The organism is Novosphingobium sp., assembly GCF_037133355.1.
Taxonomy (GTDB): Bacteria; Pseudomonadota; Alphaproteobacteria; order Sphingomonadales; family Sphingomonadaceae; genus Novosphingobium.
This window is the reverse complement of sequence record NZ_JBAXOI010000002.1, coordinates 32,640-58,905: the sequence shown is the minus strand read 5'-3', so window position 1 is coordinate 58,905 and position 26,266 is coordinate 32,640. Positions and strand designations below refer to the sequence as shown.

Annotated in this window: 24 protein-coding genes; 16 read left to right on the top strand and 8 right to left on the bottom strand. The window is 65.3% G+C overall.

Annotation, left to right across the window (positions count from 1 at the left end; all coding sequences use genetic code 11):
* The first annotated feature begins 49 nt into the window (after nucleotides 1–49).
* The 16 genes from WCL10_RS02510 to WCL10_RS02435 all read left to right on the top strand — a co-directional run bounded on the left by WCL10_RS02510 (nucleotide 50) and on the right by WCL10_RS02435 (nucleotide 18,059).
* Nucleotides 50–721: a TetR/AcrR family transcriptional regulator gene (locus tag WCL10_RS02510; RefSeq protein WP_336894045.1), complete on the top strand. Its 672-nt coding sequence runs from the start codon at nucleotides 50–52 to the stop codon at nucleotides 719–721.
* Between the two features lie 369 nt (nucleotides 722–1,090).
* A complete protein-coding gene (locus WCL10_RS02505) occupies nucleotides 1,091–3,496 on the top strand; it encodes a TonB-dependent receptor plug domain-containing protein (RefSeq protein WP_336894044.1) in 2,406 nt (801 codons plus the stop codon).
* A gap of 58 nt (nucleotides 3,497–3,554) precedes the next feature.
* A complete protein-coding gene (locus WCL10_RS02500; protein ID WP_336894043.1) occupies nucleotides 3,555–4,214 on the top strand; it encodes a glutathione S-transferase N-terminal domain-containing protein in 660 nt (219 codons plus the stop codon).
* Nucleotides 4,215–4,254: 40 nt separating this feature from the next.
* On the top strand, nucleotides 4,255–5,448 hold the full coding sequence (locus WCL10_RS02495; protein ID WP_336894042.1) for an LLM class flavin-dependent oxidoreductase: 1,194 nt from the start codon (nucleotides 4,255–4,257) through the stop codon (nucleotides 5,446–5,448).
* Nucleotides 5,449–5,541: 93 nt separating this feature from the next.
* Nucleotides 5,542–7,488 carry an NAD(P)/FAD-dependent oxidoreductase gene (locus WCL10_RS02490; RefSeq protein ID WP_336894041.1) on the top strand — a complete coding sequence of 649 codons (1,947 nt, stop codon included), beginning with the start codon at nucleotides 5,542–5,544 and terminating at the stop codon, nucleotides 7,486–7,488.
* Complete coding sequence (locus WCL10_RS02485) at nucleotides 7,485–8,249, top strand: crotonase/enoyl-CoA hydratase family protein (protein ID WP_336894040.1); 765 nt, start codon at nucleotides 7,485–7,487, stop codon at nucleotides 8,247–8,249. The genes WCL10_RS02490 and WCL10_RS02485 overlap by 4 nt, the downstream gene beginning before the upstream one ends.
* 10 nt (nucleotides 8,250–8,259) lie before the next feature.
* Entirely contained in the window at nucleotides 8,260–9,114 is an 855-nt protein-coding gene (locus WCL10_RS02480; protein WP_336894039.1) for a 3-hydroxyacyl-CoA dehydrogenase family protein, read from the top strand.
* Between the two features lie 24 nt (nucleotides 9,115–9,138).
* Nucleotides 9,139–10,317: an acyl-CoA dehydrogenase family protein gene (locus tag WCL10_RS02475; RefSeq protein WP_336894038.1), complete on the top strand. Its 1,179-nt coding sequence runs from the start codon at nucleotides 9,139–9,141 to the stop codon at nucleotides 10,315–10,317.
* 4 nt (nucleotides 10,318–10,321) lie between these two features.
* Nucleotides 10,322–11,842: an AMP-binding protein gene (locus tag WCL10_RS02470; RefSeq protein ID WP_336894037.1), complete on the top strand. Its 1,521-nt coding sequence runs from the start codon at nucleotides 10,322–10,324 to the stop codon at nucleotides 11,840–11,842.
* A gap of 5 nt (nucleotides 11,843–11,847) precedes the next feature.
* Nucleotides 11,848–12,663 (top strand): nuclear transport factor 2 family protein, encoded by an 816-nt coding sequence (locus WCL10_RS02465; protein WP_336894036.1) that lies wholly within the window; start codon nucleotides 11,848–11,850, stop codon nucleotides 12,661–12,663.
* Nucleotides 12,664–12,679: 16 nt separating this feature from the next.
* Nucleotides 12,680–13,606, top strand: coding sequence for a 3-keto-5-aminohexanoate cleavage protein (locus tag WCL10_RS02460; protein ID WP_336894035.1), 927 nt, complete (start codon nucleotides 12,680–12,682; stop codon nucleotides 13,604–13,606).
* 3 nt (nucleotides 13,607–13,609) lie between these two features.
* Nucleotides 13,610–14,386: a cyclase family protein gene (locus WCL10_RS02455; RefSeq protein ID WP_336894034.1), complete on the top strand. Its 777-nt coding sequence runs from the start codon at nucleotides 13,610–13,612 to the stop codon at nucleotides 14,384–14,386.
* A 53-nt stretch (nucleotides 14,387–14,439) separates the two neighbouring features.
* The gene (locus tag WCL10_RS02450; protein WP_336894033.1) at nucleotides 14,440–15,435 is read left to right on the top strand and encodes a hypothetical protein; all 996 of its coding nucleotides are present in this window, start codon (nucleotides 14,440–14,442) and stop codon (nucleotides 15,433–15,435) included.
* Between the two features lie 4 nt (nucleotides 15,436–15,439).
* On the top strand, nucleotides 15,440–16,669 hold the full coding sequence (locus WCL10_RS02445) for a phosphotransferase family protein (RefSeq protein ID WP_336894032.1): 1,230 nt from the start codon (nucleotides 15,440–15,442) through the stop codon (nucleotides 16,667–16,669).
* Nucleotides 16,666–17,160 carry a hypothetical protein gene (locus WCL10_RS02440; RefSeq protein ID WP_336894031.1) on the top strand — a complete coding sequence of 165 codons (495 nt, stop codon included), beginning with the start codon at nucleotides 16,666–16,668 and terminating at the stop codon, nucleotides 17,158–17,160. Before WCL10_RS02445 ends, WCL10_RS02440 begins: the two co-directional genes overlap by 4 nt.
* A 41-nt stretch (nucleotides 17,161–17,201) precedes the next feature.
* Nucleotides 17,202–18,059: an aldo/keto reductase gene (locus WCL10_RS02435; protein WP_336894030.1), complete on the top strand. Its 858-nt coding sequence runs from the start codon at nucleotides 17,202–17,204 to the stop codon at nucleotides 18,057–18,059.
* Here the strand turns inward: WCL10_RS02435 and WCL10_RS02430 are convergent.
* From WCL10_RS02430 to WCL10_RS02395, 8 genes are all read right to left on the bottom strand, one after another.
* The gene (locus tag WCL10_RS02430) at nucleotides 18,047–19,330 is read right to left on the bottom strand and encodes an enoyl-CoA hydratase-related protein (RefSeq protein ID WP_336894029.1); all 1,284 of its coding nucleotides are present in this window, start codon (nucleotides 19,328–19,330) and stop codon (nucleotides 18,047–18,049) included. The genes WCL10_RS02435 and WCL10_RS02430 overlap by 13 nt on opposite strands.
* A complete protein-coding gene (locus tag WCL10_RS02425; protein ID WP_336894028.1) occupies nucleotides 19,327–20,748 on the bottom strand; it encodes an AMP-binding protein in 1,422 nt (473 codons plus the stop codon). The genes WCL10_RS02430 and WCL10_RS02425 overlap by 4 nt, the downstream gene beginning before the upstream one ends.
* Nucleotides 20,732–21,661 carry a 3-keto-5-aminohexanoate cleavage protein gene (locus WCL10_RS02420; protein ID WP_336894027.1) on the bottom strand — a complete coding sequence of 310 codons (930 nt, stop codon included), beginning with the start codon at nucleotides 21,659–21,661 and terminating at the stop codon, nucleotides 20,732–20,734. The genes WCL10_RS02425 and WCL10_RS02420 overlap by 17 nt, the downstream gene beginning before the upstream one ends.
* 1 nt (nucleotide 21,662) lies before the next feature.
* On the bottom strand, nucleotides 21,663–22,904 hold the full coding sequence (locus WCL10_RS02415; protein ID WP_336894026.1) for an acetyl-CoA hydrolase/transferase C-terminal domain-containing protein: 1,242 nt from the start codon (nucleotides 22,902–22,904) through the stop codon (nucleotides 21,663–21,665).
* A gap of 21 nt (nucleotides 22,905–22,925) precedes the next feature.
* Nucleotides 22,926–23,708 (bottom strand): enoyl-CoA hydratase-related protein, encoded by a 783-nt coding sequence (locus tag WCL10_RS02410; RefSeq protein WP_336894025.1) that lies wholly within the window; start codon nucleotides 23,706–23,708, stop codon nucleotides 22,926–22,928.
* 42 nt (nucleotides 23,709–23,750) lie between these two features.
* Complete coding sequence (locus WCL10_RS02405; RefSeq protein ID WP_336894024.1) at nucleotides 23,751–24,512, bottom strand: SDR family oxidoreductase; 762 nt, start codon at nucleotides 24,510–24,512, stop codon at nucleotides 23,751–23,753.
* Between the two features lie 25 nt (nucleotides 24,513–24,537).
* Entirely contained in the window at nucleotides 24,538–25,017 is a 480-nt protein-coding gene (locus WCL10_RS02400) for a MarR family transcriptional regulator (protein WP_336894023.1), read from the bottom strand.
* Between the two features lie 74 nt (nucleotides 25,018–25,091).
* Nucleotides 25,092–26,255 carry an acyl-CoA dehydrogenase family protein gene (locus tag WCL10_RS02395; RefSeq protein ID WP_336894022.1) on the bottom strand — a complete coding sequence of 388 codons (1,164 nt, stop codon included), beginning with the start codon at nucleotides 26,253–26,255 and terminating at the stop codon, nucleotides 25,092–25,094.
* Nucleotides 26,256–26,266 lie beyond the last annotated feature (11 nt).

The following is a 26,266-nucleotide window of genomic DNA, read 5'->3' as shown; positions in this document are numbered from 1 at the left end:
TGGACTCCATTCACGCACGGATGGCCGGAGCAGAGCGAAGGGGGGTAATTTGCCGGAGAAGACCAGGGCACGCAAATACAGCGCCTTTGGCAAGCGCAGGGTTGCGGCGGGTACTGAATCGAGTGAGGCCTACAAGGCGCGCCGGCTCGAGATTGCGTCGGCGGCGGCGCGGGTATTCAACCGGGTCGGCTTGCAACGCGCGACGCTCAAGGATGTTGCGGAAGAGCTCGGCATCGACCGCGCTTCGCTCTACTACTACGTGCGTTCCAAGGAGGCCCTGTTCGACGAGGTGGTCTATTCAGTTGTCGAACAAAATGTTGAATTAACGCGTAAAATTTGCTCAAGCGCGATGAGCCCACGCCGCAAGTTGCGCGAATTGATCTGCGCGCTGATGTCCTCGTACGGCGAGCATTACCCGCTTTTCTACATCTACATCCGCGAGAATCTGAGCCACGTTGACGAGTCGCGCGCGGCCTGGTCACGCGAAATGCGCGAGTTCAATCGGCAAACAACCGACGCGGTGATCTCGATCATCGAGGAGGGCTATGCCGACAAGAGCTTCCGCAATGTCGGATCCGCGCGCGTCGTTGCCTATGGCATTTTCGGCATCATCGGCTGGACCCACCGCTGGTTTCGTCCCGGGCCGCACGAGGTAAGCGCGGAGGAAATCGGCAAGACCTATGCCGAGATGATCCTTGCTGGACTCGAATCGCCCTACTGATTCCAGCCGTTACAGGTTAACTAGATCGAGTCGGAATTCCCGGGAGCGGGCAGGAATGAGGGCGTCTGCGAGACAGGAAAAATCCTCATCAAGAGAATTTATGTCTTAAAAATAGATAGTTGATGCGAACCCAAAGATGCGATCGAAAAAAGTTCACTAGTTCATCAACAAAAATGTTGAAAAATGATGGGGCCGGCGATATCCCATAATCCGACGCCGCATCGGGAATAGCACGGGGCCGCAACTGGCCGCCTGCGGCAGGCAGCAAATCAAGCAGTTCTCAGTTTGCACATCGTCTGATGCTGGATGACCGCGGGCCGCGGAATGGCTCGTTGCGCCTGTGCCAGACGCCCTTGGGGGGAGAGTATGATGTCTCGGAAGTTCACTATGCTTGCTACCGTCGCCAGCGCACTTGCCATGCTGGATTCTGGCGCGGCCATGGCGCAGTCCGCACCTGCCAATGCAGCAGCGGACGCGGCCACAGCTAATCCAACCGGCGAGATCATTGTCACCGCGCAGCGCCGTGCCGAGGCGTTGGAACGCACGCCGGTGGCCATTTCGGTCGTCAGCGGTGATGCCCTCGCCAAGCGGGCCATCGTGACCGAGTCCGATCTCCAGGCTGCCAGCCCGGGCCTGATTATCCGCGCGGGGTACAACTCCAACCAGCTCAACTATGCCCTGCGCGGCCAGTCGCTCGATGCGTTCAGCGATACGCGCCCGGGCGTGCTGCCCTATTTCAACGAAATCCAGCTCGACGGCGTCGGCGGTGGTTCCTCGGCGTTCTACGACTTGCAATCGGTGCAGGTGCTTAAGGGGCCGCAGGGTACCCTTTTCGGACGCAACTCCACCGGCGGCGCCGTGCTGTTCACGTCGGTCAAGCCGGACGAGAACTTCGGCGGGTACTTCAGCGGTCGCATCGGCAACTACAAGTCCTACCAGCTGGAAGGCGCGCTCAACGTGCCGCTGGCGGGTGACAGGGTGCTGGCCCGCGTGGCCGGGTTCTATGAAAAGCGCGACGGCTATCAGCGCAACCTGTTCAACAACACGCGTGCCGGCAACGTTGATCGCTATGGTCTGCGCGGCAGCTTGACCTTCAAGCTTTCCGACACGATCAAGAACGAGCTCGTGGTCGACTATCTGCATTCAGGCGGCAACAGCCTGAGCGGCTTGATCGACAGCCTCGAGCCGACCGGGCTGGTTCCGCTGCTCGCGCTGACCAATTTCGGCAACCAGGCGCAGTACAACTTCCTGATCAACGCGTTCACCGGCGGTGCTGCCGGCTGCAACGACACGACCAACAATTGCGCTGCCGCGTACGCTGCCGCCAACCCCAAGCTCGATCCGGGCGGTCTGGTGTCCTATCTCAAGACGCAGAAGGCCCGTGGTCCCTACCAGATCGAATCCGATGGTCCGGCTGAGTATCGCGGTCGCAACATCATCGTCTCGAACATCACCACCTTCGAGGTTGCGACCGACACCAAGATCCGCAACATCTTCGGCTATACCTATCTTCAGAACGGCATCCGGGGCGATATCGACGGCACGCCCTTCGGCATCGATGACAACGGCACCGGCGGCAAGAACGACAACACCCGCCAGTACTCCGAAGAATTGCAGCTGGTGGGCAAGGCGTTCGGCGGCAATCTCGATTATGTGGTCGGCGGCTTCCTCAGCCACGAAACCAACGAGAACGTGACGACAAGCCTGTTGCTTCAGTTCCCGCCGCTCACGTCGCAAACCAACTACAACAAGCTCACTACGCGCGACATGATCGCCGGCTATGCGCAGGGCACATATGATCTCAGCGAGGCGACCGGCCTCGAAGGGCTCGGCATCACGATCGGCGCGCGTTACACGCACGAGAAGATCAAGTTCGATACGCTTGCCGCAGACACCGCCTACAACGAACCGCCGGCCGTGAAGGCAACGTTCGACTTCAACCAGCGCAAGTCCTTCGGCAACCTCAGCTGGACGCTGGGCCTGCAGTATCAGGTCAATCCCGGCCTGCTGATCTATCTTGCCTCGCGTCGCAGCTACAAGAACGGTGGTTACAACGGCATCCAGAACCCCAGACCGGGCCTTGGTTCCACCGGCGGCAACGAGTACGGTCTCGAAACCCTGACCGATGCGGAAATCGGCATCAAGTATCGCGGTCAGATGGGCGGTGTTCCGGTCCAGTTCAATCTCGCCGGTTACCAGAATTGGATCAAGGACGGGCAGCGGGTGGCCTACACGCTGCTGGGTTCGACGCCGGCGGCCGTCACGGTCAACGTGCCATTCTCCAAGGTCACCGGCTTTGAATTCGATGGTTCGATCCGTCCCGCCACATGGCTGAACATCGGCGGATCGCTGAACTACACCAATGCCCGGTTCACCGATAATCTGGTCTCGATTGGCGGCGGCACTCCGGTTCCTTTCGGCACCTATCCCGATACGCCTGAATGGTCGGGTTCGGCCTTCGGTGAGATCACGGTTCCGGTTCGGGATTCGATCGACCTCAGCCTGCGGTCCGATGTCTACTCGCAGTCGCTGTTCTGGTTCGCCTCCACCGGCAACCGCAGCCCCGGCGCCAACGTCAAGGGCTACACTCTGGTGAACTTCCGCCTCGGCCTGGCAGACAACAAGGCTGGCTGGTCGCTTGCGGCCAATCTCAAGAACGCCTTCAACCGGGTCTACTACGTGGGCGGCATCGCCACCGGCGAGCTGTTCCAGTTCAACACTGTCGTGCCCGGCGCGCCCCGGACGTTCATGGCCGAACTGCGCTACAAGTTCTGATTGGAGCGAAAATGCCGGGATCCCGCGCGGATCCCGGCGATCCAGGGAAGCAAAGACGATGGCCTTCACCCTCATCAACGCCCGCCCCAGCCCGTTCGGCCGCAAGGTCGCCATCGCGCTCAGGGAAAAGGGTCTGGCCTATGCCGTACTTTACGATGTGCCATGGGGTGAGGGCACTTGCACGCCGCAATACAGCCCGCTGGAACAGCTGCCGATCCTGATAACCGAGGCGGGCGAGAACATTTACGATTCCGCCTACATACTCGATTGGCTGGAGGCGAAGTATCCTTCTCCCGCGCTGCTTCCCGAAGGCGTGGACGCGCGGCTCGAGGCGGGGCGCCGCCGCTTGCTGGGCGAGCGGTTGATGGAAATCGCCCAGTCACTCATTTTCGAGCTCACCCGCCCGCAGCCGAGTGACCCTTGGGTCGATCGTCAGACGCGCAAGATCAATGGCGGGCTGGCCGCGCTCGAGGCGATGTACACACCGGCAGACCGGCAGGCAGCGCCGCTCGATCTCGGCGACCTCGCTGTCGCGACCACGCTGCTGGGTGTCGAGTTCGCGATTGCATCGGGCCTCAGCCCCGAAGTCCCGGTCCTCGCATGGCGCGGCGCCTATCCGGCGCTGACCTCGCGGATCGCGGCGCTCGAAATCCGGCCTTCGTTCACCGATACTGCGCCCGCGCTGATGGATGTGAACCTACAGGCTGTCGTCGCGTAAGGCGATGTAACCAAACAAAAGATAATCAAGGAGAGTAAAGATGGCAGGCAAGCTTCGCTTCGGCGCCTTCTGCGGCCCGCACCACCCGATGAACGAGAACCCGACGCTGTGCCTTCAGCGCGATCTCGAACTGGCCGAGCATCTCGACAACCTTGGTTACGACGAAATCTGGTACGGTGAGCACCACTCGGCCGGCTGGGAGCTGATCGGCAGCCCTGAAATCATGATCGCTGCTGCCGCCCAGCGCACCAAGCGGATCAGGTTGGGTTCGGCCGTTACCTCGGTGCCCTACCACCACCCGCTGATGATCGCCGAGCGCTATAGCCAGCTCGATCATATGACCCGTGGCCGCGTCATGCTCGGCATGGGCCCGGGCTCGCTGGCGTCCGATGCCAAGATGATGGGCATCGAAGTCGCCAGGCAGCGCGACATGATGGACGAGGCGATCGACGTGCTGGTGCCGCTGCTGCGCGGCGAGACGGTGAGTGCCAAGACCGACTGGTTCACCCTCGACAACGCGCGCATTCACATGACGCCGTATACCCGCCCGTCGATCGAAATGATCTGCGCGAGCACTGTTTCTCCCACCGGTTCGCGCGCTTCGGGGCGCAACGGCATCGGGATGCTTTCTTTCGGCGCAACCTCGGGCGGCGCGTTCGATGCGCTTTCGGCCAACTGGAACATCGCCGAGCAGGTCGCGGCGGCCAACGGCAAGACGATCGACCGCAAGAACTGGCGCCTTGTCGCCCCGATGCACATCGCCCCGACCCGCGAACAGGCGCGCGAGGAAGTGAAGTTCGGCATCGATGGCTGGGCCGACTATCTCCTCAACGTCGCGGCGTTGCCGATTGTGCCGGGCGGCGGCGACGTCGTCGATGCGATCCTCAGCAACAACATGGCCGTCATCGGCACGCCCGATGACGCCGTCGCGCAGATCGAGCGGCTCACCAAGCAGTCGGGCGGCTTCGGTACGCTGGTGCTCTTCGCACACAACTGGGCGGAGTGGGAGGCGACCAAGCGCTCCTACGAAATGATCGCTCGGTATGTGATGCCCAAGGTCGATGCCATGATCGACAACCGGATGGTTTCCGAAGCGGAATGCCGCGCGGCGCGGCCCGAGCTTGCCGGCCAGATCGGCGCGGCGATCCAGGCCCGCATCCAGCGCCACATCGACGAACAGGGGACCAAGGACATCGCTCCCGAAATCCTCGCTGCCCTGCCGAGTGCCGGCTGAAACCCTGAAGGGTCGCACATACCAAGTGGCCCCGACGGCGCCGGCACCGCCGGTCGCCGAACGGGAAAGCGTACCCCTGATCGAGATGTACCCGTGAGCCAGACTACCGCCTACACCCCGGACCCCGCCGCGCTCGCCGCCGCCGTTGCAGCGGCGAACGTGCCGACGCTGGCCTGCGTGCTCGTGCAGCTGACCGGCGACCGGCGCTGGATCGAACCGCCCTACGTTCCCACCCGCACGCGCGGGCTGGAGGACAACGACGACGGCGGCCTGCCCGAGCTGGTCCAGCAGGAGGTCCGCGACGCGGCGGTAAAGGCATTTGCGGAGTGGTTTGCCGGTAAACAGCCTGCGCTACCCGATCCCGATGACGCGCTGCTGCTGGAGATGATGAGCGTCACGCTGGGTGAGCAGATCCCGGCCGAATACGCCTCGATGATACGCCATGAACTGGGCCTCGCGCCCGGGCCTGATCTCAGCGTCCCCCCGCCTGCGGGCTTTTCAGCGCTGATCATCGGCGCAGGCATTTCGGGCCTCTGTGCCGCGATTGCCTTCCGCGCAGCGGGCATTGCCTACACCATCGTCGAGCGCCGTGAGAGCCTTGGCGGGGTATGGTTCGAGAACCGCTATCCCGGCGCGGCCTGCGACGTGCCGAGCCATCTTTATTCGTTCAGCTTCGCGCCCTATCCCTGGTCCCGCTACTTTGCGGGCAGCCGCGAAATCCACGCCTACCTCGAACAGGTGGCGGACGAGAATGACATCCGCCGCCACATCCGCTTCGGCCACGAAGTGATCGAGGCCCGCTTCGACGAGGCGGCCGCGCTGTGGCATGCCGATGTGCGCACGCCAGACGGCCGCACGGAAACGCTTGGCGCCAATATCGTCATCAGCGGCGTCGGCGCCTTCAACAAGCCGCGCATTCCCGATGTACCGGGCCTCGCCACCTTCGAAGGCCCTAGCGTCCACACTGCCTGCTATCCCGGCGAAGGGCTCGACCTTGCCGGCCGCCGTGTCGTGCTCGTCGGCAATGGCGCGAGCGCGATGCAGGTGGCCCCGGCCATTGTCGACGAAGTCGCCGCGCTGACCATCGTGCAGCGCACGCCGCAATGGGTTGCGCCATTCCCCAAGTTCCACCAGCCGATCCCCGCGCCGTTGCAGGACCTGCTGCAGAACGTCACGCTCTACCGGCTGTGGTACCGCCTGCGCCTCAGCTGGGCGTTCAACGACAAGCTTTACGACGCACTCCAGCAGGATCCGGCATGGGAGGGCGACGGCCGCTCGATCAATGCGATCAACGAGGGCCACCGCCGCCATCTCGGCGCCTATGCCCTCGCCGAACTCGGCGAGCGGCAGGACCTGTTGCCCCAATTGCTGCCGGACTATCCGCCGTTCGGGAAGCGCATGCTGCTCGACAACGGCTGGTTTCGAACCCTGGCGCGCGATCATGTCGAACTCGTCACTGCCGGCGTGCAAGAAGTGCGGCCGAACAGCGTCGTCACCAGCGACGGGGTGGAGCATCCCGCCGACGTGATCATCTGGGCGACCGGCTTCGATGTGGTCAACCTGCTCGCCCCGATGCGCGTCAAGGGTATCGGCGGGCGCGATATCCATGAGGACTGGGACGGTGACGATGCCCGCGCCTATCTGGGCACGGTGGTGCCCGGCTATCCCAACCTGTTCTGTCTTTATGGCCCCAACACCCAGTTCGGCCACGGCGGCAGCCTGATCACCGTGCTTGAGCGGCAGATGCACTACGTCATGTCGTTGCTGGGCCAGATGTTCGCGCACGGCATCGCCACGGTCGATGTGCGCCGGGATGTCCACGATGCCTACAACGCCGATGTCGACAGCCGCCACTCGCGGATGATCTGGACCTATCCGGGCGTCGAGAACTACTGCCAGAACTCGAAGGGCCGCATCGTCGTCAACAACCCCTTCCGCATCATCGAGGTGTGGGAAATGACCGAGACGGCGAACCTTGACGACTATGTCTGCACGCCGCTGGTCGGCTCGCCGGCAACGGCCGAGGCCGTGGCGCCATGACCGAAGCTGTCCTCGTAGCGGCGCGCGGCGGCGTGCTGGTCATCACGATCAACCGCCCGGCGCAGCGCAATGCGGTGAACCGCGAGGTGTCGCTCGGCATCGCCGCCGCGCTCGACCGGCTGGACGCGGATGGCGACCTTCGGGTCGGGGTGCTCACCGGCGCAGAGGGTAGTTTCTGCTCAGGGATGGATCTCAAGGCCTTCGTCACCGGTGAACGTCCGGAGCTCGAAGGGCGCGGCTTCGGCGGGCTCACCGAACGATCGCCGGTCAAGCCGCTGATCGCCGCGGTCGAAGGCTTCGCGCTGGCCGGTGGGTGCGAACTTGCGCTTGCCTGCGACCTCATCGTGGCGGGTGCTGGCGCCGCTTTCGGTCTGCCCGAAGTCTGCCGCGGGCTGGTTGCCGGTTCGGGTGGGCTCGTGCGGCTCCCCCGGCGCATACCGGCCGGCATCGCGCTCGAGTACGCGCTCACCGGCGATCGCATGTCGGCCGAAGCCGGGCATCGCTGGGGCCTCGTCAACCGCCTCGTCCCCACCGGCGATGCGCTGGCCGAGGCCCTCAGGCTCGCCGACCAGATCGCCGAAAACGCCCCGCTTTCGCTCGCGATGACCAAACGCATCGTGACCGAATCCGCCGATTGGCCGCTGGAAGGCATCTGGGACCGCCAGCGTCCGCTGGCCGAGGCCGTGATTGGCTCTGAAGATGCAGGCGAAGGCGCGCGCGCCTTTGCCGAGAAGCGCCCGCCGGTGTGGCGCGGACGATGAGGGCCGAGCGATGAGCACGACCGAACGGATGGCGGTGCTGGGCGCGGGCACGATGGGCGTCGGCATTGCCTATGTCGGCGCGCAGGCCGGGTATGAAGTGCTGCTGGTCGAACCTGACGACGCGCGCGTTGCCGGTGCCTTGCGCACGGTGTCCGATGCAGTCCAATCCGCCATATCTCGCGGCAAGCTCGATGAAGAAACCGGCGCGGCGCTTGTCGCCCGTATCACGCGCGTCGGCACCATCGAGGACCTGCCCGAGGGCCTCGATTTCCTGATCGAATCCGTGCCCGAACGCCTTGATCTCAAACGCGAGGTGCTGGCCCGCGCTGCCGCACGCAAGCCCGTCGTGCTCGCGAGCAACACCAGCGCGCTGTCAATCGATGACCTCGCCGCTGCCACGCCCGCGCCTCACGCCTTCCTCGGCATGCATTTCTTCAACCCGGTCTGGTCGATCAAGCTGGTCGAACTGGTGCGCGGTGAAGCGACATCCGAGGAAACCCTCGATCGCGCGCGGGCCTTCGCCGCGCGCATCGGCAAGGAATCGCTCACCGTCCGCAACGTTCCCGGCTTTGCCACCAGCCGCCTCGATCTCATCGCCTCGCTTGAGGCGATGCGCATGCTCGAAAGCGGCGTGGCGAGCGCCGAGGACATCGATCGCGCCGCGGTGGTTGCCTACCGCCACCCGGTCGGCCCGCTGCGCCTTTCCGATATCGTCGGGCTCGACGTCCGGCTCGATATCGCCCGCACCCTTCAGGCCGCGCATGGCGAGCGCTTCGCTCCGCCGGAGATCCTGTTCCGCATGGTCGAGGAAGGCCGGCTCGGCGCCAAGTCGGGCCGAGGCTTCTTCGACTGGCCCAAAACGTGAACCGATTACTCCAAGGAATGTCCCATGTCCGGTAAACCGCTGTTCTTCTCCTCGCTGGTCGATACGGCCGACCATCACCGCGCACTGCGCGAGAGCGTGGGAAAGTTGGTCGGCAAGTATGGCCGCAAGTATTTCCAGAAGGTGGTCGCGGAAGGCGGCTCGCCGACCGAATTGTGGCGCGAACTGGGCGAGGCGGGCTTCCTCGGCGTGCATATCTCCGAGGAATGGGGCGGTAGCGGCGGCGGACTTTCCGAACTCTACATCGTGATCGAGGAATGCGCCGCGCAAGGCTGCCCGATGCTCGCGCTCGTCATTGCCTCGATCTGCGCGCCGATCATTGCCGCGCACGGCTCCGATGAACTCAAGGCCAAGTGGCTGCCCGGCCTTGCCGATGGTTCGCTGCGCATGGCCTTCGGCATCACCGAGCCCGATGCCGGTTCGAACACGCACAAAGTCACCACCACCGCCCGCCGCCACGCAAACGGCTGGGTGCTCAACGGTACCAAGTACTGGACCTCGGCGATTGATGAATCACAGGCCGTGCTCGTCGTCGCCCGTGATGCCGAACTCTCGACCGAGGATCGCTCTCAGCTCTCGCTCTTCGTCGTGCCGACCGATACGCCCGGCATCACGCTGCAGCAGATCGACGCGGCGGTGAAGTCCACCGAGCGCCAGTTCTTCGTGTTCTTCGACAATGTCGAGCTTCCCGCCGATGCATTGATCGGCGAGCCCGGCGCCGGTCTCAAGCAGGTCTTCGCCGGCCTCAATCCCGAGCGCATCGCCGCCGCCGCGATCAACAACGGCATCTCGCGCTTCGCCATCGCGCAGGCGGCGAGTTACGCGCTGGACCGCAAGGTGTGGAAGACGCCTATCGCCGCGCATCAGGGCGTTGCCCACCCGCTCGCTGAAGCCTATGTGGGGGTGCAGTCCGCGCGCCTGCTCGCAGCGCGTGCGGCCCAGCTTGTCGACATGGGCGAGGATGCGGCGGAAGCGGCCAACATGGCCAAGTTCCTCGCCGCCGAAACCTCGCTCAAGGCGCTCGATCAGGCCATCCAGGTCCACGGTGGCAACGGCTTGTCGTTCGAGTATGGTCTGGCCGACTTGTGGTTCATCGCCCGCCTGCACAAGACGGCTCCGGTCAGCCGCGAGATGATCCTCAACTACGTTGCCCAGCACAGCCTGCACTTGCCCAAGAGCTACTGAGTCCGTGCCCACGCCTCTCGTCGACCTGCTGCGCCGCCATGCGGCCGAAACGCCGGAGGCCCCGTGCCTCGCGCAGGGCGATGTGCTGCTGACTTTCGCCGAACTCGACGCGCGCAGCGACCGGCTCGCGCATAGCTTGCAGGCGGCGGGAGTCGGGCGGGGCGACCGCGTGGCGGTGCTCGACAAGAGCGGCATCGCGACCTTCGAGCTGTTCTTCGCCTGCGCCAAGCTGGCCGCGATCCTGATGCCGCTCAACTGGCGGCTGGCTGCGGGCGAGGTCGCCGATATCCTCGCGGACGGTGCGCCGAAGTTGGTCTTCGTTGCGCCCGAACTGACGGGGCTGCTCGAAGAGGCGGGGGACATCGCCGCGCTGCTGCTGGAAGACGGCTCCGCCCCCCGCGCATGCGGGGCGGATACCGCACCGCTGCCGCCGTGCCACGCGCCGGACGACCCGGTGCTGCTCCTCTACACCTCGGGCACTACGGGCAAGCCCAAGGGTGTCGTCATCACCCATGGCAGCCATGCCTGGAACGGGCGCATTGCTTCGGAAGTCTGGGGTTTCACCGCGCAGAGCGTCAATCTCGTCGCCTCGCCGCTCTTCCACATCGGCGGCATGGGTTATGGCATGATGGCGATGGCCCAGGGCGGCCTCACTGTGCTGATGCAGCCGTCCGAACCGGGCGCGGTGCTGGCCACGATGGCCCGTCACGGTGTCACGCATGCCTTCTTCGTCCCCACCGTGATCCAGCGCCTTGTCGAGCATGTCGAAGAGACCGGCCTCGCGCCGCCGCGCCTCCAGCTCATGGTCTATGGCGCCGCGCCGATTGCCGAGGATCTGCTGCGCCGCGCGCTCGCGGCTTTCGGCTGCGGTTTCAGCCACGCTTATGGCATGACCGAGACGAGCGGCACGATCGTCTCGCTCGCGCCGGAATACCACGATCCCGATGGCCCGAACCCCGCCCGCCTGCGCTCCTGCGGCCGGCCATTCCCGTGGGTGGAACTCGCGCTGTTCGACCCCGCTACCGGCGCGCGCGTTGCCCCTGGCGAGGTCGGCGAAGTGCGCATTCGCTCGGCGATGAACATGCAAGGCTATTGGAACAAGCCCGCCGAAACCGCCGCCACCGTCACCGCCGATGGCTGGCTCTGCACTGGTGATGCGGCGATCGCGGACGAGGAAGGGTTCCTCACCATCCACGATCGCTACAAGGACATGATCGTCTCGGGCGGCGAGAATATCTACCCCGCCGAGCTCGAGAATGTGCTCGCCGCGCATCCCGCCGTCGCCGAAGTCGCGGTGATCGGCACCGCCCATCCGCAGTGGGGGGAGACCCCGCGCGCCTATGTCGTCCCGCGCGGTGTGGTGCCCGGCGAGGCCGAACTCATCCAATACACCCGCATGCGGCTCGCCCGCTACAAGTGCCCGACGTCCGTCGTCTTCGTGCCCACACTGCCGCGCAACGCCACTGGCAAGCTCAACAAGGGCGAGCTGCGGCGCATCGACCGCGCCCGGTCCGGCCAGGAGTGATCCCCATGCAACAAGCCATTGCGCCCACTGCCCAACTGCTGCGCGGCTTCGCGGTCGATTTCCTGACTGCCCATGAACCCGAAGCCGCGCGCCGGATCATGGACCCTGACTATTGCCTGTCCATCGGTGGTTTCGAGCTTTCCGGGCGGGATGATGCCTACCTTCCAGCCACTGTCGCCCAACTCGAGCAGTTCCCCGGCCTTTGCGTCACGGTCCACGATGTGATCATCGGCGAGGATGCGATGGCCATGCGCTTCACCGAGCACGGCATCTCCATCCGCAACCCCGGCGTCGCAGCGGCCTGGGGAGGCATCACCCTGTTCCGCGTGGAGCAGGGCCGCATGCGCCGGGGTTGGGCCGAGGAAGACTACTTCGCCCGCAAGCGCCAGCTCAAGGCAGGTGCCTGCGATGCCGTGCTGCCGCCCGCCTCCGCGCCATGGGACCAGCCCGCGCTGCCCGCATCCGGCGAGACCGAGGCTGCCGTTCGCCGCTGGCTGGCCGATGCCACCCGCCTCTTCGCCGATCCTGCGGTCGAGACGATCTGCGCCGAAGGGCCCGCCTTCGCCAGCCTTGTCGTGCCGGAGCGGATTGAGATCGATGCGCTGTTTACCGCGGGGCAGCGCGCGGCCTTCCATATCGTCTGCCATGGCCGCTATGCGGGCGGCTTCTCCGAAATCGACGGCGCGCGCACCGGCTGCGAAGTCTCGCTTGCGGTGGCCGGCATGGCGACGCTGAACGCCGACGGTTCCGTCGCGCGTATGCAGCTTTCAGCCGACCGGCTCGGGCTGCACCGCAGCCTGCTCGATCTGTCGCGTGGCTGAGGGGTAGGGGATCGCCATGGCCAAGGTCATCATCACCTGCGCAGTCACCGGCGGGGCGCACACGCCTACGATGTCGGACGCGCTGCCCGTCACCCCGCAGGAAATCGCAGAGCAGAGCCTTGCAGCAGCAGAGGCGGGCGCGGCGATCCTCCACCTCCACGCGCGCAATCCGGAGAACGGCGCGCCGACGGGCGATCCCGAAGTTTACCGCCAGTTTCTCTCGGTGATCCGCCAGCGCAGCGATGCGGTGATCAACATCACCACCGGCGGTTCAGCGACGATGCCCGTCGCTGAACGCCTTCGCGCCGCGATGGCGTTCAAGCCCGAGATGTGCTCGCTCAACATGGGCAGCATGAACTTCGCGTTCTTCCCCGCTGCCGCGCGCATCAGTGAGTGGAAGCACGATTGGGAGCGTGATTACGTCCTCGGCTCGGACGACTTCATCTTCCGCAACACCTTCCGCGACATCGCGTACATCATGGAAAGCTTGTCGGATGCCGGCACGCGCTTCGAGCACGAGTGCTACGATCTCAGCCACCTCTACAACCTCGCTCATTTCGTTGATCGCGGCCTCGTAAAGCCGCCGTTCTTCATCCAGATGATCTTCGGCATCCTCGGCGGCGTTGGCCCCGATCTCGAAAACCTCGTCTACATGAAGAGCACGGCGGACCGCCTGTTCGGCAAGGGTGCTTTCCAGTGGTCGGTGCTGGCGGCCGGGCGGCACCAGATGCCCTTCCTCACGCAGGCAGCGCTGCTTGGCGGGCATGTCCGCGTCGGCCTTGAAGACAGCCTGTTCATCGAGCGCGGCGTGCTTGCCGTTTCGAACGCCCAGCAGGTCAAGAAGATCGTGCGCATCCTTGGCGAGATGGGGCATGAACCGGCCACCCCCGCCGAGGCGCGCACCATGCTTGGCCTCAAGGGCGGTGATCGCGTGGAGTTCTAGACTATGGCCCGTACCATCATCGACCTCAGCGTCTTCCTCGAGAACGAGGTCGTGTCCGATCCGCCCGGCTACCAGCCGCGCATCGATTACATCGACCACCGCACTTCGGCGCCCGATCTGCTCGGGTTCTTCCCCGGCCTGAAGGAGGAAGACCTGCCCGACGGCGAGGCTTGGGCGATCGAGCGCATCGCGCTCAACACACACAACGGCACGCACCTCGATGCGCCCTACCACTTCGCCTCGACCATGAACGGCGGGCAGCGCGCCATCACCATCGACGAAGTGCCGCTGGACTGGTGCATGCAGCCTGGCGTGAAGCTCGATTTCCGCCATCTGCCCGACGGCCATGTCGTCACCGCCGAGGAAGTGGAGGCCGAACTCGCGCGTATCGGGCACAGGCTCTCGCCGCTCGAAATCGTGGTGATCAATACGGCTGCAGGCAAGCGCTACGGGGGCGACGACTACGTGACGGCGGGTTGCGGCATGAGCCGGGAGGCGACGCTCTATCTCCTCGAACGCGGCGTCCGCCTGACCGGCACCGATGGCTGGAGCTGGGACGCGCCCTTTGCCCACACACGCGAGGCCTTTGCCGCAAGCGGCGATGCCGGTCTTATCTGGCAGGGCCACAAGGCCGGGCGCGAGATCGGCTATTGCCACCTTGAAAAACTGCACAATCTCGAGGCGCTCCCGGCGAACGGCTTCACCATTTGCTGCTTCCCGGTGAAGATCCGCGCTGCGTCCGCCGGCTGGACCCGCGCCGTTGCGATCATCGAGGGATGATCCATTACGCCTTGCTTTAACAGTAAAGTAGTTTATCATAATAGGCGGAGAGAATGCCCATGATCACTGCCGACGACTACAAGTTCCACGAACGCGACCCTGGGGACGATACCTGGGCTGAAACCACGTTCCTGATCTTCTCGGTTCCCGAGCTTGCGATCAGCGGCAACATCTATGTGCTGGCGCGGCCAAACCTCGGCATTTGCCACGCCTCGATCGAGATCCATCAGGGCATCTGCCTGCACCCGTGGGAGCTGCACCACAACGACGCGCAGATGCATTTGCGCTGCCCGGAGGACTATTCGGACTACACGCTGGCGAACGGCCTCACCTTCAAGGCGCTCGACGAGCGCGAGCATCACTGGCGCTACGAAGCGCGCGATGGCAACTGCGCGCTCGACCTCACCTATTCCGCGATCTGCGAGCCGACCGATGCCCGCGATCCCGCGCAAGTGCCCCAGGCGGCCGAGAAGTTCTCCGGCTACAGCGGCTGGAACAACGGCCATCTCGAAGGCAAGGGCCGCGTGCAGGGCTCGCTGTGCCTGCGTGACCGGACCTATTCGGTCGATTGCATCGACGGCGTCAACAAGAGCTGGGGCCCGCGCAACGACTGGGGCAACAAGGGCGGCACCTGGGTCCATGTCGATCTGGGTGAGGGCCTGCGCGCCTTTCTGATCCTCGATATCGCCTTCGAGGGCCGCGACATGGTCTACGGCGCCTTCCGCTATGGCTACGTGCTGGTGAACGGCGAGCGGCGGCCGCTGATGGCCGGCGCGATGACTGCGCGGCGCAGCTATATGCTCGCGACCAGCGCCGAAGTCTGGTTCGAGGATGATCGCGGGACACGCTGGAGCGCGCGCGGTACCACTGTCGCCGCGGGGCCGTGGTACAATTTCAACCCGTCGAGCTGCGCCTATCAGGTGCTGATGCGCTGGGAATCCGATGGCCGCGTCGGATACGGACATATCGCCGATTTCGTCGGGCAAGGCGCTGTATCGCGGCACCGGGCCGAGGCGCTTTATGGCGGCACACCGGTAGGAGAGGGCTGAGACCATGACAGGCAACTATGCGATCATTGGCGAGGCGCAGCGCCGCCTGCCGGACGAGGCAACCATCACCGCGATCCGCGCGCGCTATCCGGTCGAGCCTGAGATCGACGCGGTGCTCACCCGCAAGATGCACCGCCGCCACGGGCCTGGTTACGTGCCCGCCACGCTTGAGCGGCTGGTCGAAGGGATCGGTGCGCTGATCACCACGCGGGTCGGTTATCCGGTCGAGGTTGCCGATGCCCGCTGGCTCGGCGGCGGTGCGTCCAAGCTGCAGGTCCTTTTCGACCTCAAGTGGCGCGGGCCGGACGGGAAAGAGCCGCGCACCGACACGCTGGTCCTGCGGATGGAGCCATCTGCGTCGATCACGGAATCGAGCCGCTACCGTGAGTTTGAAGTGCTCGAGGCGGTGCAGGGCGTCATCCCCTCGCCGAAGCCGTGGTGGGTCGATGGCGAAGGGGAGTTCCTGCCCTATCCCGCGTTGATTTACGGCTTCGTCACCGGCGTCGCCAAGCCGAGCTACGATGCCGGCAAGGTCACCGGGCTTGGTCAGAACTACGGGCCCGAACTGCGCGCGCAGCTAAGCGGCGATTTCATTGGCATGCTGGCCACCCTCCACCGGATCGACGTCAACGGCATTTCCGGCATGGCTCATTTCGCGCGGCCCGAGGTCGGCTCGAACCAGGCCGCAATCTGGCGCGTCAACGCCTTGCGCCGCGTCTGGGAGGAAGACCGCGTCGAGGAAGAGCCGGTGCTCGAGGTCGTCTACCGCTGGCTCATCGCCAATGCCCCGCCGCTCGATCACGTCTCGATCGTCCACGGCGACTATCGCAGCGGCAATTTCCTGTTCGACGAGGAGGCTGGTCGCATCACCGCCTGGCTCGATTGGGAAGGCGCCTCGCTTGGAGACCGTCATCAGGACCTCACCTACGCAGCCATGCCCTCGTTCTCGCACTATGCCGAGGATGATGCGACCCTGCTCGCCTCGGGCATGATGTCGGCGCCGGACTTCTATGCCGCCTATGAGAAGGCCTCGGGGCTGCCAGTCGATCCGGTCCGGCTCATGTACTACGGCGTGTTCAACCGCTATCTCATCGCGGTTCTGACCATCGGCGCCGCCGCCCGCGCTTCACGCTCGCGCGGCACGCATCAGGATGTGCTGGTCAACTATCTCATTGGCCTCGGCTGGGGCGCGCTCGCGGAACTGCGCGATTATTTCATGGGAGCCATGGCATGAACCTCGATCTTGACGTTCAGCTGCAGGTTGCCCTGCGCGCGCTGGAGGAAACCGTTGCTCCCTCGCTGGCCGGTGCCGAAAAGCACGTGGTCGAGCAATTCCACCTTGCGCTGCTGACCCTGCGCTTCGTCCATGGCCGATTGCCCGACATGCGCCGCTATGCGCGTATGGAACTTGATGCCCTCCTTGCGCTCGCACGGGAGTCCATCGCTGCCGCCGGAAGCGCGCCTGCGCTCGCCGATGCGGTCGGTTCCGCCGAGATGGTCCGCGCCGATCCTGCTGCCGATACCGCCGGAATCGAACAGGCCGCGCGCCGTCTGCGTGACGAGGTCACCGCGCTCGGCGCCGCGGCAAGCGATCCCGCCCTTGCTGCGCGGCTTGATCGGCTGGTACTGGAGGCAGGCGGAACGATGATCGGCCAGGCGCGCCAGTGGGCCAGCCCCTTCGGCTTCGAGCTGAGGCCCGAGGAACTCCCCGCTCCTGCCTGGTAGGGGGCGGGCTTGGACGACGACACCTGACTGGAGAGCTGCCGATGACTTTGCCTGTGCCGACCCTTGCCGATGCCCTGCCGGGCTATCCGGCGCTCACGCTCGGCACGATGCTGATGCCGGCCCAGCAGACCATCGCCACGCTCCACCAGGCCATCGCGCTGGGTTACCGCGCCTTCGATGCAGCGCCGATCTACGGCAACGAGCACGCGGTGGGCGAGGCATTGCGCACGGCGCCGATCCCGCGCGAGGAGCTGTTTGTCACCACCAAGCTGTGGAACTCCAGCCACCGCTACGACGATGCGCTGGCTGCATTTGACCGGACGGCTGGGCGGCTTGGGCTTGAGACCGTCGATCTCTACCTGATCCATTGGCCGGTGCCGACGCGCGGCCACTATGTCGAGGCTTGGAAGGCGCTTGTCCGCCTCAAGGAGGAAGGCCGCGTGCGCGCCATCGGTGTCTCGAACTTCCTTCCTGAACATCTCGACCGGATCATCGATGCGACCGGCGTGGTCCCGGCGGCCAACCAGATCGAGATCAACCCCTCGCACCAGCAGGCTGCCCTGCGCGCGGCGAACTTTGAGCGCGGCATAGTCTCGCAGGCGTGGTCGCCGTTCGGCAATGGTGGCAGCCTTGCCGATCCGGCCCTCGCCGCACTGGCAGCGCGGCTCGGCTGCACGCCGGGGCAGGCCGTGCTGCGCTGGCACCTGCAGTCGGGCGTCCACCCCGTGGTCAAGGCGAGCAGCCCGGCGCACCTGGCTGAAAACCTCGCTGCCAGTTTTGCAGCATTCGATGCTGCTGACTTGGCCGCAATGACTGCGCTCGATCGCGGCGCAAGCTGCTTCGGCCTTGATCCGCACACGTTCGAAGCGCCCGCAGGCTACGAGGACTATTGCCCCTGAGCGAGCAGCGCGATCAGCCCCGTCGCGCCGCCGAGATAGGCGGGGATGGCGCCGCTTCGTGCCACGGCATGATCCAGCTGTAGCCGTTCGGTCTCGCCGAGACTGGCGCAATGGCTTGCGCAAACTTGCGCAGCCTCGCGCAATTCCGCCAAAAGCTGCAGCTGCGCTTCGAGCCAATAGCCTTCTGCCGGGCGCGTTTGCGCGGGCGCATGTCCGGCAGCGAAGCCGCCAAGGCCCGCCTGTGCGAGTTCGGGCACCTTTTGCCGGATAGCCTCGATGGCCTCCGCAATAGCCGTCGCCGCAGCCGTCACAGCCGGATCAAGCCCGCCATCGCGTGCGGCCTTGTCGTAGGCCTGCTTGCCCAGAAACATCGTGCGGATCATGTTGCGGGGTTCGGGGCGCTGGATCAGGCGGGCGAAGACCGACATTTCGGCGCGGATGGCGCCGTCCATCGGCTGCATCAGGCCGAATTCCACACAATCGAGGATCGCCAGCGGGGCCGGTTCGTGGCCGAGCATGCGCGCCAGCTCGCGGGAGCGGTGCGTCGCAAGGGCAGCCACATAGGCGGCATGGGGGAGCGGCTCTGCACCGGCGCGGTCCCAGGGCTGCAGTGCATGCGCTTGGTTCGACAGCAGCCACGCTTCTGCGGCCTGAACTTCCTCGCCTTCGTTGACCACGGCATGGACAAGTCCGGCTGCAACCGCCTCGTCTCCGGCGAAGGTGCGGCCCAGCAGTAGCACGTCGAGGCCTGCCTCGATGCCAACCAGACGCGGCATGCGCTGGGTGCCGCCAGCGCCCGGAAGCAGCCCGACTGCGCATTCGGGAAGGCCCAGCATGGCGCGGCGATTGCTGCTGACGACGCGGTAGTGCGCGCCAAGAGCGAGTTCGCACCCACCGCCCAGCGCCACGCCCGCGATGGCGGCGGCAACGGGTTTGCCAGCTGTCTCCAACCTCCGGATCGCATGGCTGAGGGGGAAGAAGTGGCTGAAGGCGATGTCGAAGCGATCCGCCTTGGGAGCGGCCACGATCATGTCGTAGGCGACGCCAAGCTCGGTAAGGTCGGCGCCGGCGCAGAACCCGCTCGCCTTGCCCGAGCGGATGAGCACGCCCTTCACGTCGGCACGGTGGAGCCACTCGGCAAACTCGCCGAGCTCGTGGATCGCCTTGTTCGAGAATACGTTCATGGACCGGTCGGGACAATCGAACACGAGGTGCACGAGGCCGTTATCGTGAGGCTCGATACGGAACTGGGTGAGGTTCGGCCTTGTCATGCAGGTATCTCCGGGGTCGCAAAGCGCGGCTTGCGAAACTTGCCTGCATCGTCGCGCACGGTCTGGCTGGTGACGTCGACCGAGCGCGGGTGTTTGGCGCGGGCGAGATGGTCGGTAAGGAAGGCTGAGAGTCCGGCGGTGTCCAGCGCCGCGTCGCTCTCGATCACTGCATGGACAATCGCGCCCAGATCGGCGTCGGGCTTGCCGAACACCGCGCAGCTGCGCACATCAGGGTGGCGTAGCACGGCGGCTTCGACTTCGGCGGGCCAGATGTTCACGCCGCCGCTGATGATCAAGTCGTCCTTGCGATCGGCGAGGAAAAGGTAACCGTCCGCATCGAGCCAGCCCACATCGCCGACGCTTTCCCAGCCATCAGCCGTCGCGCGGCGCTCAGCCCCGATATAGCGGTAGGTCGATCCGGGGCCGCCCGGCGGCATGGCAAAGACTTCGCCGTGCTCGCCGGGCGCAGCCTCGTTGCCATCGGGGCGCAGGATGCGGATGCGCCCGTTGCCGATAGGGCGGCCAACCGAGCCGGGGCGTTCCAGCCACTCGATCCCGCCGATCCAGCAGCGGACGAGGCCTTCGGTGGCGCCATAGACTTCCCAGATGTGGTCCGGGCCCAGCCAGTCGATCCACGCCTGCTTGAGCCAGCGGGCCATGGGGGCGGCGGTGTGGACGACCTGCTTCCACGCGGCGAAGCGGGCTGCGGGGCGCTCCGCTTCGGGCAGGGCCATGATCCGGTGCATCATCGTCGGCACCATCAGGGCCCAGCCGATCCCCTCGCGCGCGATCTCGTCAAGGACAGTCGCAGCATCGAAGCGGTCAGCTGTGTGGACCGTTGAGCCGTTCCACAGCGCGAAGACCGCCGCGCTGAAGGGGGCGTTGTGATAAAGCGGGCCGGGCACGCTCACCCTGCTATTGGCAGGAATGCCGATGAAAGCGGTGCCAGCGGGGAAGCCTGCCGGACGGCCGTCGACAATGACCTTGGGCGTACCGGTGCTGCCGCCGCTGGTACAGGCCTTCCACGAGGCTGCGACCGGACGCGATGGCATGGATGTCGCGGCGGTCGAGGGCGCGGGCAGCATCTCGGCATCGATGGCGCAGCGCGGCTGCATCACGCCGAGAATGGCATCGCGCTCTGCAGGCGGAAGGCGATAGGAGAGCGGTGCCGGGGTCGCCCCGCAGCGGTAGATCGCGAAGGTCAGTGCAAGGAATTCGGGACCATTAGGCAATTGGAAGGCCACCAGATCGTGCGCCTCCACGCCTTTGCCCAAAAGCCAGGCCGCCAGCTGCGCGCTGCGTGTGTCGAGTTCGCCAAATGTCCAGCGTTCGCTCCCATGGACCAGTGCCTCTCGCTCGGGTGGCACCCGATCGAACAGATCCGCAAGCGGCAGAAAGGCATCAGAAGCCAACGGCATCGGCACCCTTCAACGACAGGATCGCGCGGGCATCGTCGGGCGTGGCGACTTCAAGCCCCAACCCTTCGATGATCTGGCGAACGCGGGTGACCTGCTCGGCATTGCTCTGCGCCAGTTGCCCGCGCCCGATCCACAGGCTGTCTTCCAGCCCGACGCGGACGTGGCCGCCCATGCTCGCGGCCATCGCGGCGACTTTCATCTGGTTCGCGCCTGCCGCCAGCACCGACCAGCGGTAATTGTCGCCGAACAGCCGGTCGGCGGTGCGCTTCATGTGCATCACATCGTCCGGATGCGCGCCGATCCCGCCGAGCAGGCCGAAGCAGGTCTGGATGAACAGCGGGGCCTGCACCAGCCCCTCGCTCCAGAAGTAGTGCAGGTTGTAGAGGTGGCTGGTGTCGTAGCACTCGAACTCGTAGCGCGTGCCGGTCGCGTTCAGGGTGTCCAGCGCATAGCGGATGTCCTTGAAGCTGTTGCGGAACACGAGGTCGTGGCTGCCCTCCAGCATCTCCGGCTCCCACGCATGCTTGAATTCCTTGAAGCGCTTGAGCATCGGAAACAGGCCGAAGTTCATCGATCCCATGTTGAGGCTGGCGACTTCGGGCTTCCACACTTCGGCAGGCTTCACCCGGTATTCGACCGGCATGTAGGGCGAGGCACCTGTGGTGAGGTTCACCACCACATTGCTGCTCTGCTTGATCACGCGCAGGAACGGCTCGAAGTCCTCGGGTGTATGGACCGGGTGGCCATCCTCGGGATCGCGCGCGTGGAGGTGGACGATGGCCGCGCCTGCTTCGGCAGCGCCCAGCGCGGCGTCGGCGACTTCCTGCGCCGTGACGGGAAGATGCGGCGACATCGACGGAGTGTGGATCGAACCGGTAACCGCGCAGCTGATGATGACCTTGTGCTGTGCCACGTTATGCCTCCTGCAGACCCCGCATGGCATCGCGCCAATGCCGGGCCAGTGTTTCGCGGGTGTGCGGAGCGGCGATGCCGATCAGCGCCTGCGCGCGCGCCTCGTGCCCCAGGTTGCGCAGATCGGCGGCGCCGTGTTCGGTGACGATCACATCGACATCGAAGCGCGAGAGCGAGACCGGCCCGTGTCCGCCGCCCGCCGGTACGATGCGCCCCGTGCCGCCCGCCTCGGACGGCAACGCGATGATCCGGAGCCCGCCCGCAGCCCTTGCGCCACGGGCATAGTCACCGCCGCCGCCGGGTCCGGACATGAACCCGCGCGAGGAGGCTTCGGCATGGACCTGGCCATAGAGATCGACTTCCATCGCCGAATTGATCGTCACGAAGCGGGGGATCGCGGCGAGTGTGGCCGGATCGTGGGTGATCGTGACCGGGCGGAACTGGAAATGCGGATCGTCCAGCCCGGCGTAGAGCGCCGGACTGCCGATCGCCACGCCGACCAGCGCGGACGGCCCCTCGGCCATCGCGCCCGAGCGCACGAGTTCGAGCGCCCCGTCGCCGATAAGACCAGTGTGGAGCCGCAGTTCGCGATGATGCTTGAGCGCACGCAGCACTGCATCCGGGACCTTGCCCAGACCCGTCTGCAATGTCGCTCCGTCCGGAATCAGCGGTGCGATATGGCCGGCAATGGCAAGGCTTGTCGCATCCTCGCCGCTTGTCATCGTGCGCAGCGGCTGATCCCCGTCGAACCAGCCGGTGAGCTCCGCGAAGGGAATGCCCGGATCGCCCGGCGTGCGCGGCATCAGCGGGTTGATATGCGCGATCCGCACCGGGATATCGCGCCACAAGGCTGCTATGAATCCGGTCTCGGCGCCAAAGCTGCAGTTGCCCTCGGCATCGGGCGGGCTGCACATGAACAGAGCGGCGGCAGGCTTCTGCTGGCGATAGAGCGCAAGGATATCCTGATAGCACAGCGGCAGGAACCGGCTGCGCGTGCCCTCGCGGCGCAACTCCGGCGTCTGGAAAAAGGTCAGGACGCTGGAGTCAGGCCCGGCGCGCCAGACGGCCTTGTTGAGGCCGGGAACGAACACGCCTGAGAACGCCATGTCGCCCAGAGCGCTGCCCGCTTCATCGACCTCACCAATGAGCAGATCGGATTCCGCCGGGCTCGACGAGACGAGCGTCAGCCCGCCCGACGGCAGAACGCCGGGCAGGTCTCCGGGGCGCAGCTGGCGCGTGGTCATGGTCTGCGCCCCGAATCCCGCTTACTTGACGTATTTGTGGAATTCCGGCGCGCGCTTCTCCTGGAACGCGCGCATGCCTTCCTTCGATTCCTCGGTGTCGTAGAACAGCTTCACCGAATTGAGCGCCATCATCGAGATGCCGCGAATATTGTCGCTGTCCGCATTGAAGCTGCGCTTGGCAAGCGCCAGCGCGGTGGGAGAACGCTGGCCGAGCATTTCGGTCCATTCGTCGACCGCCGCGTCGAGCTCGGCTGCGGGCACGACCTTGTTGACGAGCCCCATCTCCATCGCTTCCTGCGCGGTATACTGCAGGTTGAGGAACCACATCTCGCGCGCCTTCTTGTCACCCACATGGCGGGCAAGGAACGCGGTGCCCCAACCGGCATCGACCGAGCCGACCTTGGGGCCGACCTGGCCGAACTTGGCCGTGTCCGCCGCAATTGTGAGGTCGCACAGCGTCGCAAACACATTACCGCCGCCGATGGCGAAGCCGTTGACGCGCGCGATCACGGGCTTGGGGATATCGCGGATGATCGACTGGAATTCGTCGATCGGCAGCCCGACGATGCCGCGGCCGTCATACTGGCCGTCTTTCGCGCTCTGGTCGCCGCCGGTGCAGAAGGCCTTGTCACCCGCGCCCGTCAGCACGACCGAGGAGACGTTCCGGTCATCCGCCGCCAGCTTGAATGCGGCAATCAGTTCCTCGATCGTCTTGGCGCGGAAGGCGTTGTAGAGCTTGGGGCGGTTGATCGTGACCCACGCGGCCCGGCCGCGCACTTCATAGAGAATGTCTTCGAATTCCATGTGCCTGTCCTTTCGGGGAGGGGATGGTGCAGCCGTGCCGCCTCAAACCATGTTCATGCCGCCGGAGACCGATATGGCCTGCCCGGTGATGTAGGCGCCGTCGTCCGAAGCCAGCAGCGCGACGATCCCGGCGTAGTCCTCCGGCTCGCCCATGCGGCCGAGCGGGATCCCGCGTTCGAGCGCGGCCTTCCACTTCTCCGCCTCGGGACCGGTGCCGGCGACTTCGGCCATCATCGGGGTGTTGGTCGGCCCCGGGCAGACGGCGTTGCACAGCACGTTCTTGCGGGCGAGTTCGCGCGCGATCGACTTGGTGAAGCTGATCAACCCGCCCTTGCACGCCGAATAGACCGCTTCCATCGCCGTGCCGACCTTCGCGGCATCGGAGGCGATGTTGATGATGCGCCCGCCGCCATGCTCGACCATCTTGCCCGCCACCGCGAAATGCGTGTTGAGATTTCCGGTGAGGTTGATCGCGATGACCTTGTCCCAGAATTCGGGCGTGGTCTTGAGGAACGGGGCAGGGCGGTCCCAGCCGGCATTGTTGACCAGCGCCCAGATCGGGCCCAGCTCGGCCTCGACCGCCTCGACGGCAGCTTGAACGGCGGGCAGATCGCTCACATCGAGCTGCCAGGTGCGGACAGTGGCGCCCTCGCCGGCTAGCTTTGCGGTTTCCTCACCCGCCGCAACGCTGAGGTCGAAGATCGCGACCTTGCAGCCTTCCGCCGCCAGCCGCAGCGTCAGTGCCCGGCCAATGCCCTGTCCGCCGCCGGTGACGATGGCGACCTTACCGTCCAAACCCTTCACAGTGTCCTCCATCCGGATGTAGCAGTCAGAGATCCAAGTCCTGACCGCCTTCTGCTTCGCCGCCAGCCAGTTCGAGCAGGCGGTTCTTGATCTTGACGAGCACGATCGCAGCCGCGTCGAGTTCGTCCTCGCTCACGGTGGCCAGAATGTCGGCCTCGACCGCATCGACGCTCTCGCGGATGGTCGTGACCAGCTTCTGGCCGGAGCGTGTCAGGTAGACGCGGCGCGCCCGCGCATCGCGTTCATCGGCGCGGCGCTCGACGAACCCAGCGGATTCCATGCGGTCGACGAGACCGCCGATGGCCACCTTGGTCAGGTCGAGGTCGGCAGCGAGAGCCGTCTGGGTCATCCCGTCGCGGCGCGAGAGGAAAGCCAGCACCCACCACTGCGAACGCGTCAGGCCGAGCGGCTTCAGCGCGCGGTCGACGACAATGCGGCGCAGGCGCGACACATCGTGAATAAGGAAGCCAAAACGCAGGCTGGAATCGAGGTTCTTTTGAATCATTGTGTAAGCTCCGGGAGAGGACTCCCCCGGACTAGCCGTCACCGCGCCGGGCGCAAGAGGCTGAGTAAGCCAGTTCACTTCCTGCGCGCCAACTTGCCCTTGAACATGTCGCGCGAGATGATCGTCTTCATCACCTCGATCGAGCCGCCCGCGATCTTCACGATCCGCGCGTCGGCGTAGGCCCGGGCGATGGGATATTCCCACATGTAGCCCCAGCCACCGAACAATTGCAGGCACTTGTCGACCGTTTCGCAGTGCAGCTCTGACGTGACCATCTTCGCCATGGCGGCATCGACGGGATCGAGCTCTCCGCGCATGAACAGTTCGATGCACTTGTCGGTAAACACGCGTGCCATCACGCTGCGGGCCTTGAGATCGGCGAGCACGAACTGGGTGTTCTGGAAATCGGCGATGGTCTGGTCGAACGCCTTGCGCTCGCTGGTGTACTCGACCGTATAGTCGATCACGGTCTCGACCACGGTGGCCGAACGGATCGCCTGCGCCAGCCGCTCCTGCGCCAGCTTGGTCATCATCAGCGAGAAGCCCTGGCCTTCCTCGCCCAGCATGGCATCGGCATCGACCCGCAGGTTGTCGAAGAACAGCTCGGAGGTGTCCTGTGCCTTCATCCCCAGCTTGTCGAGGTTCTTGCCCCGGTTGAAGCCCGGGAGCGACGCATCGACGAGGAACAGCGTGACACCCTTGGCCCCGGCCATTGTGTCGGTCTTGGTGGCAAGCACCAGAACGTCGCACATCTGGCCGTTCGATATGAACACCTTCTGGCCGTTGATGACAAAGTGGTTGCCGTCACGCTCGGCCTTGGTGCGGATCGCCTTGAGGTCGCTGCCTGCATGGGGCTCGGTCATGCCGAGCGAGCCGATGGCTTCGCCGCGCACCATCTTGGGAAGCCAGTGGCGCTTTTGCTCGTCACTGCCGAAGGTCAGGATATAGGTGGCCACGAGATCGGTGTGGATCAGGAAACCCGGACCGCTGGCACCTACGCGCCACAGTTCCTCGAACACCACCACATCGAACAGGTAGTCGAGGCCAAGACCGCCGTATTCCTCGGGCACCGTGCAGCAAAGCAGGCCCGCCTCACCAGCCTTGAGCCACAGCTCGCGCGGCACGATGCCGTCTTTCTCCCACTGCTCGTGGTAGGGCGCGATCTCCTTCTCGACGAAGTGGCGCACCGTCTGGCGCCACATCTCGTGCTCGGGCTGAAAAAGGGAACGTTCGATCATTGAAACAGGGT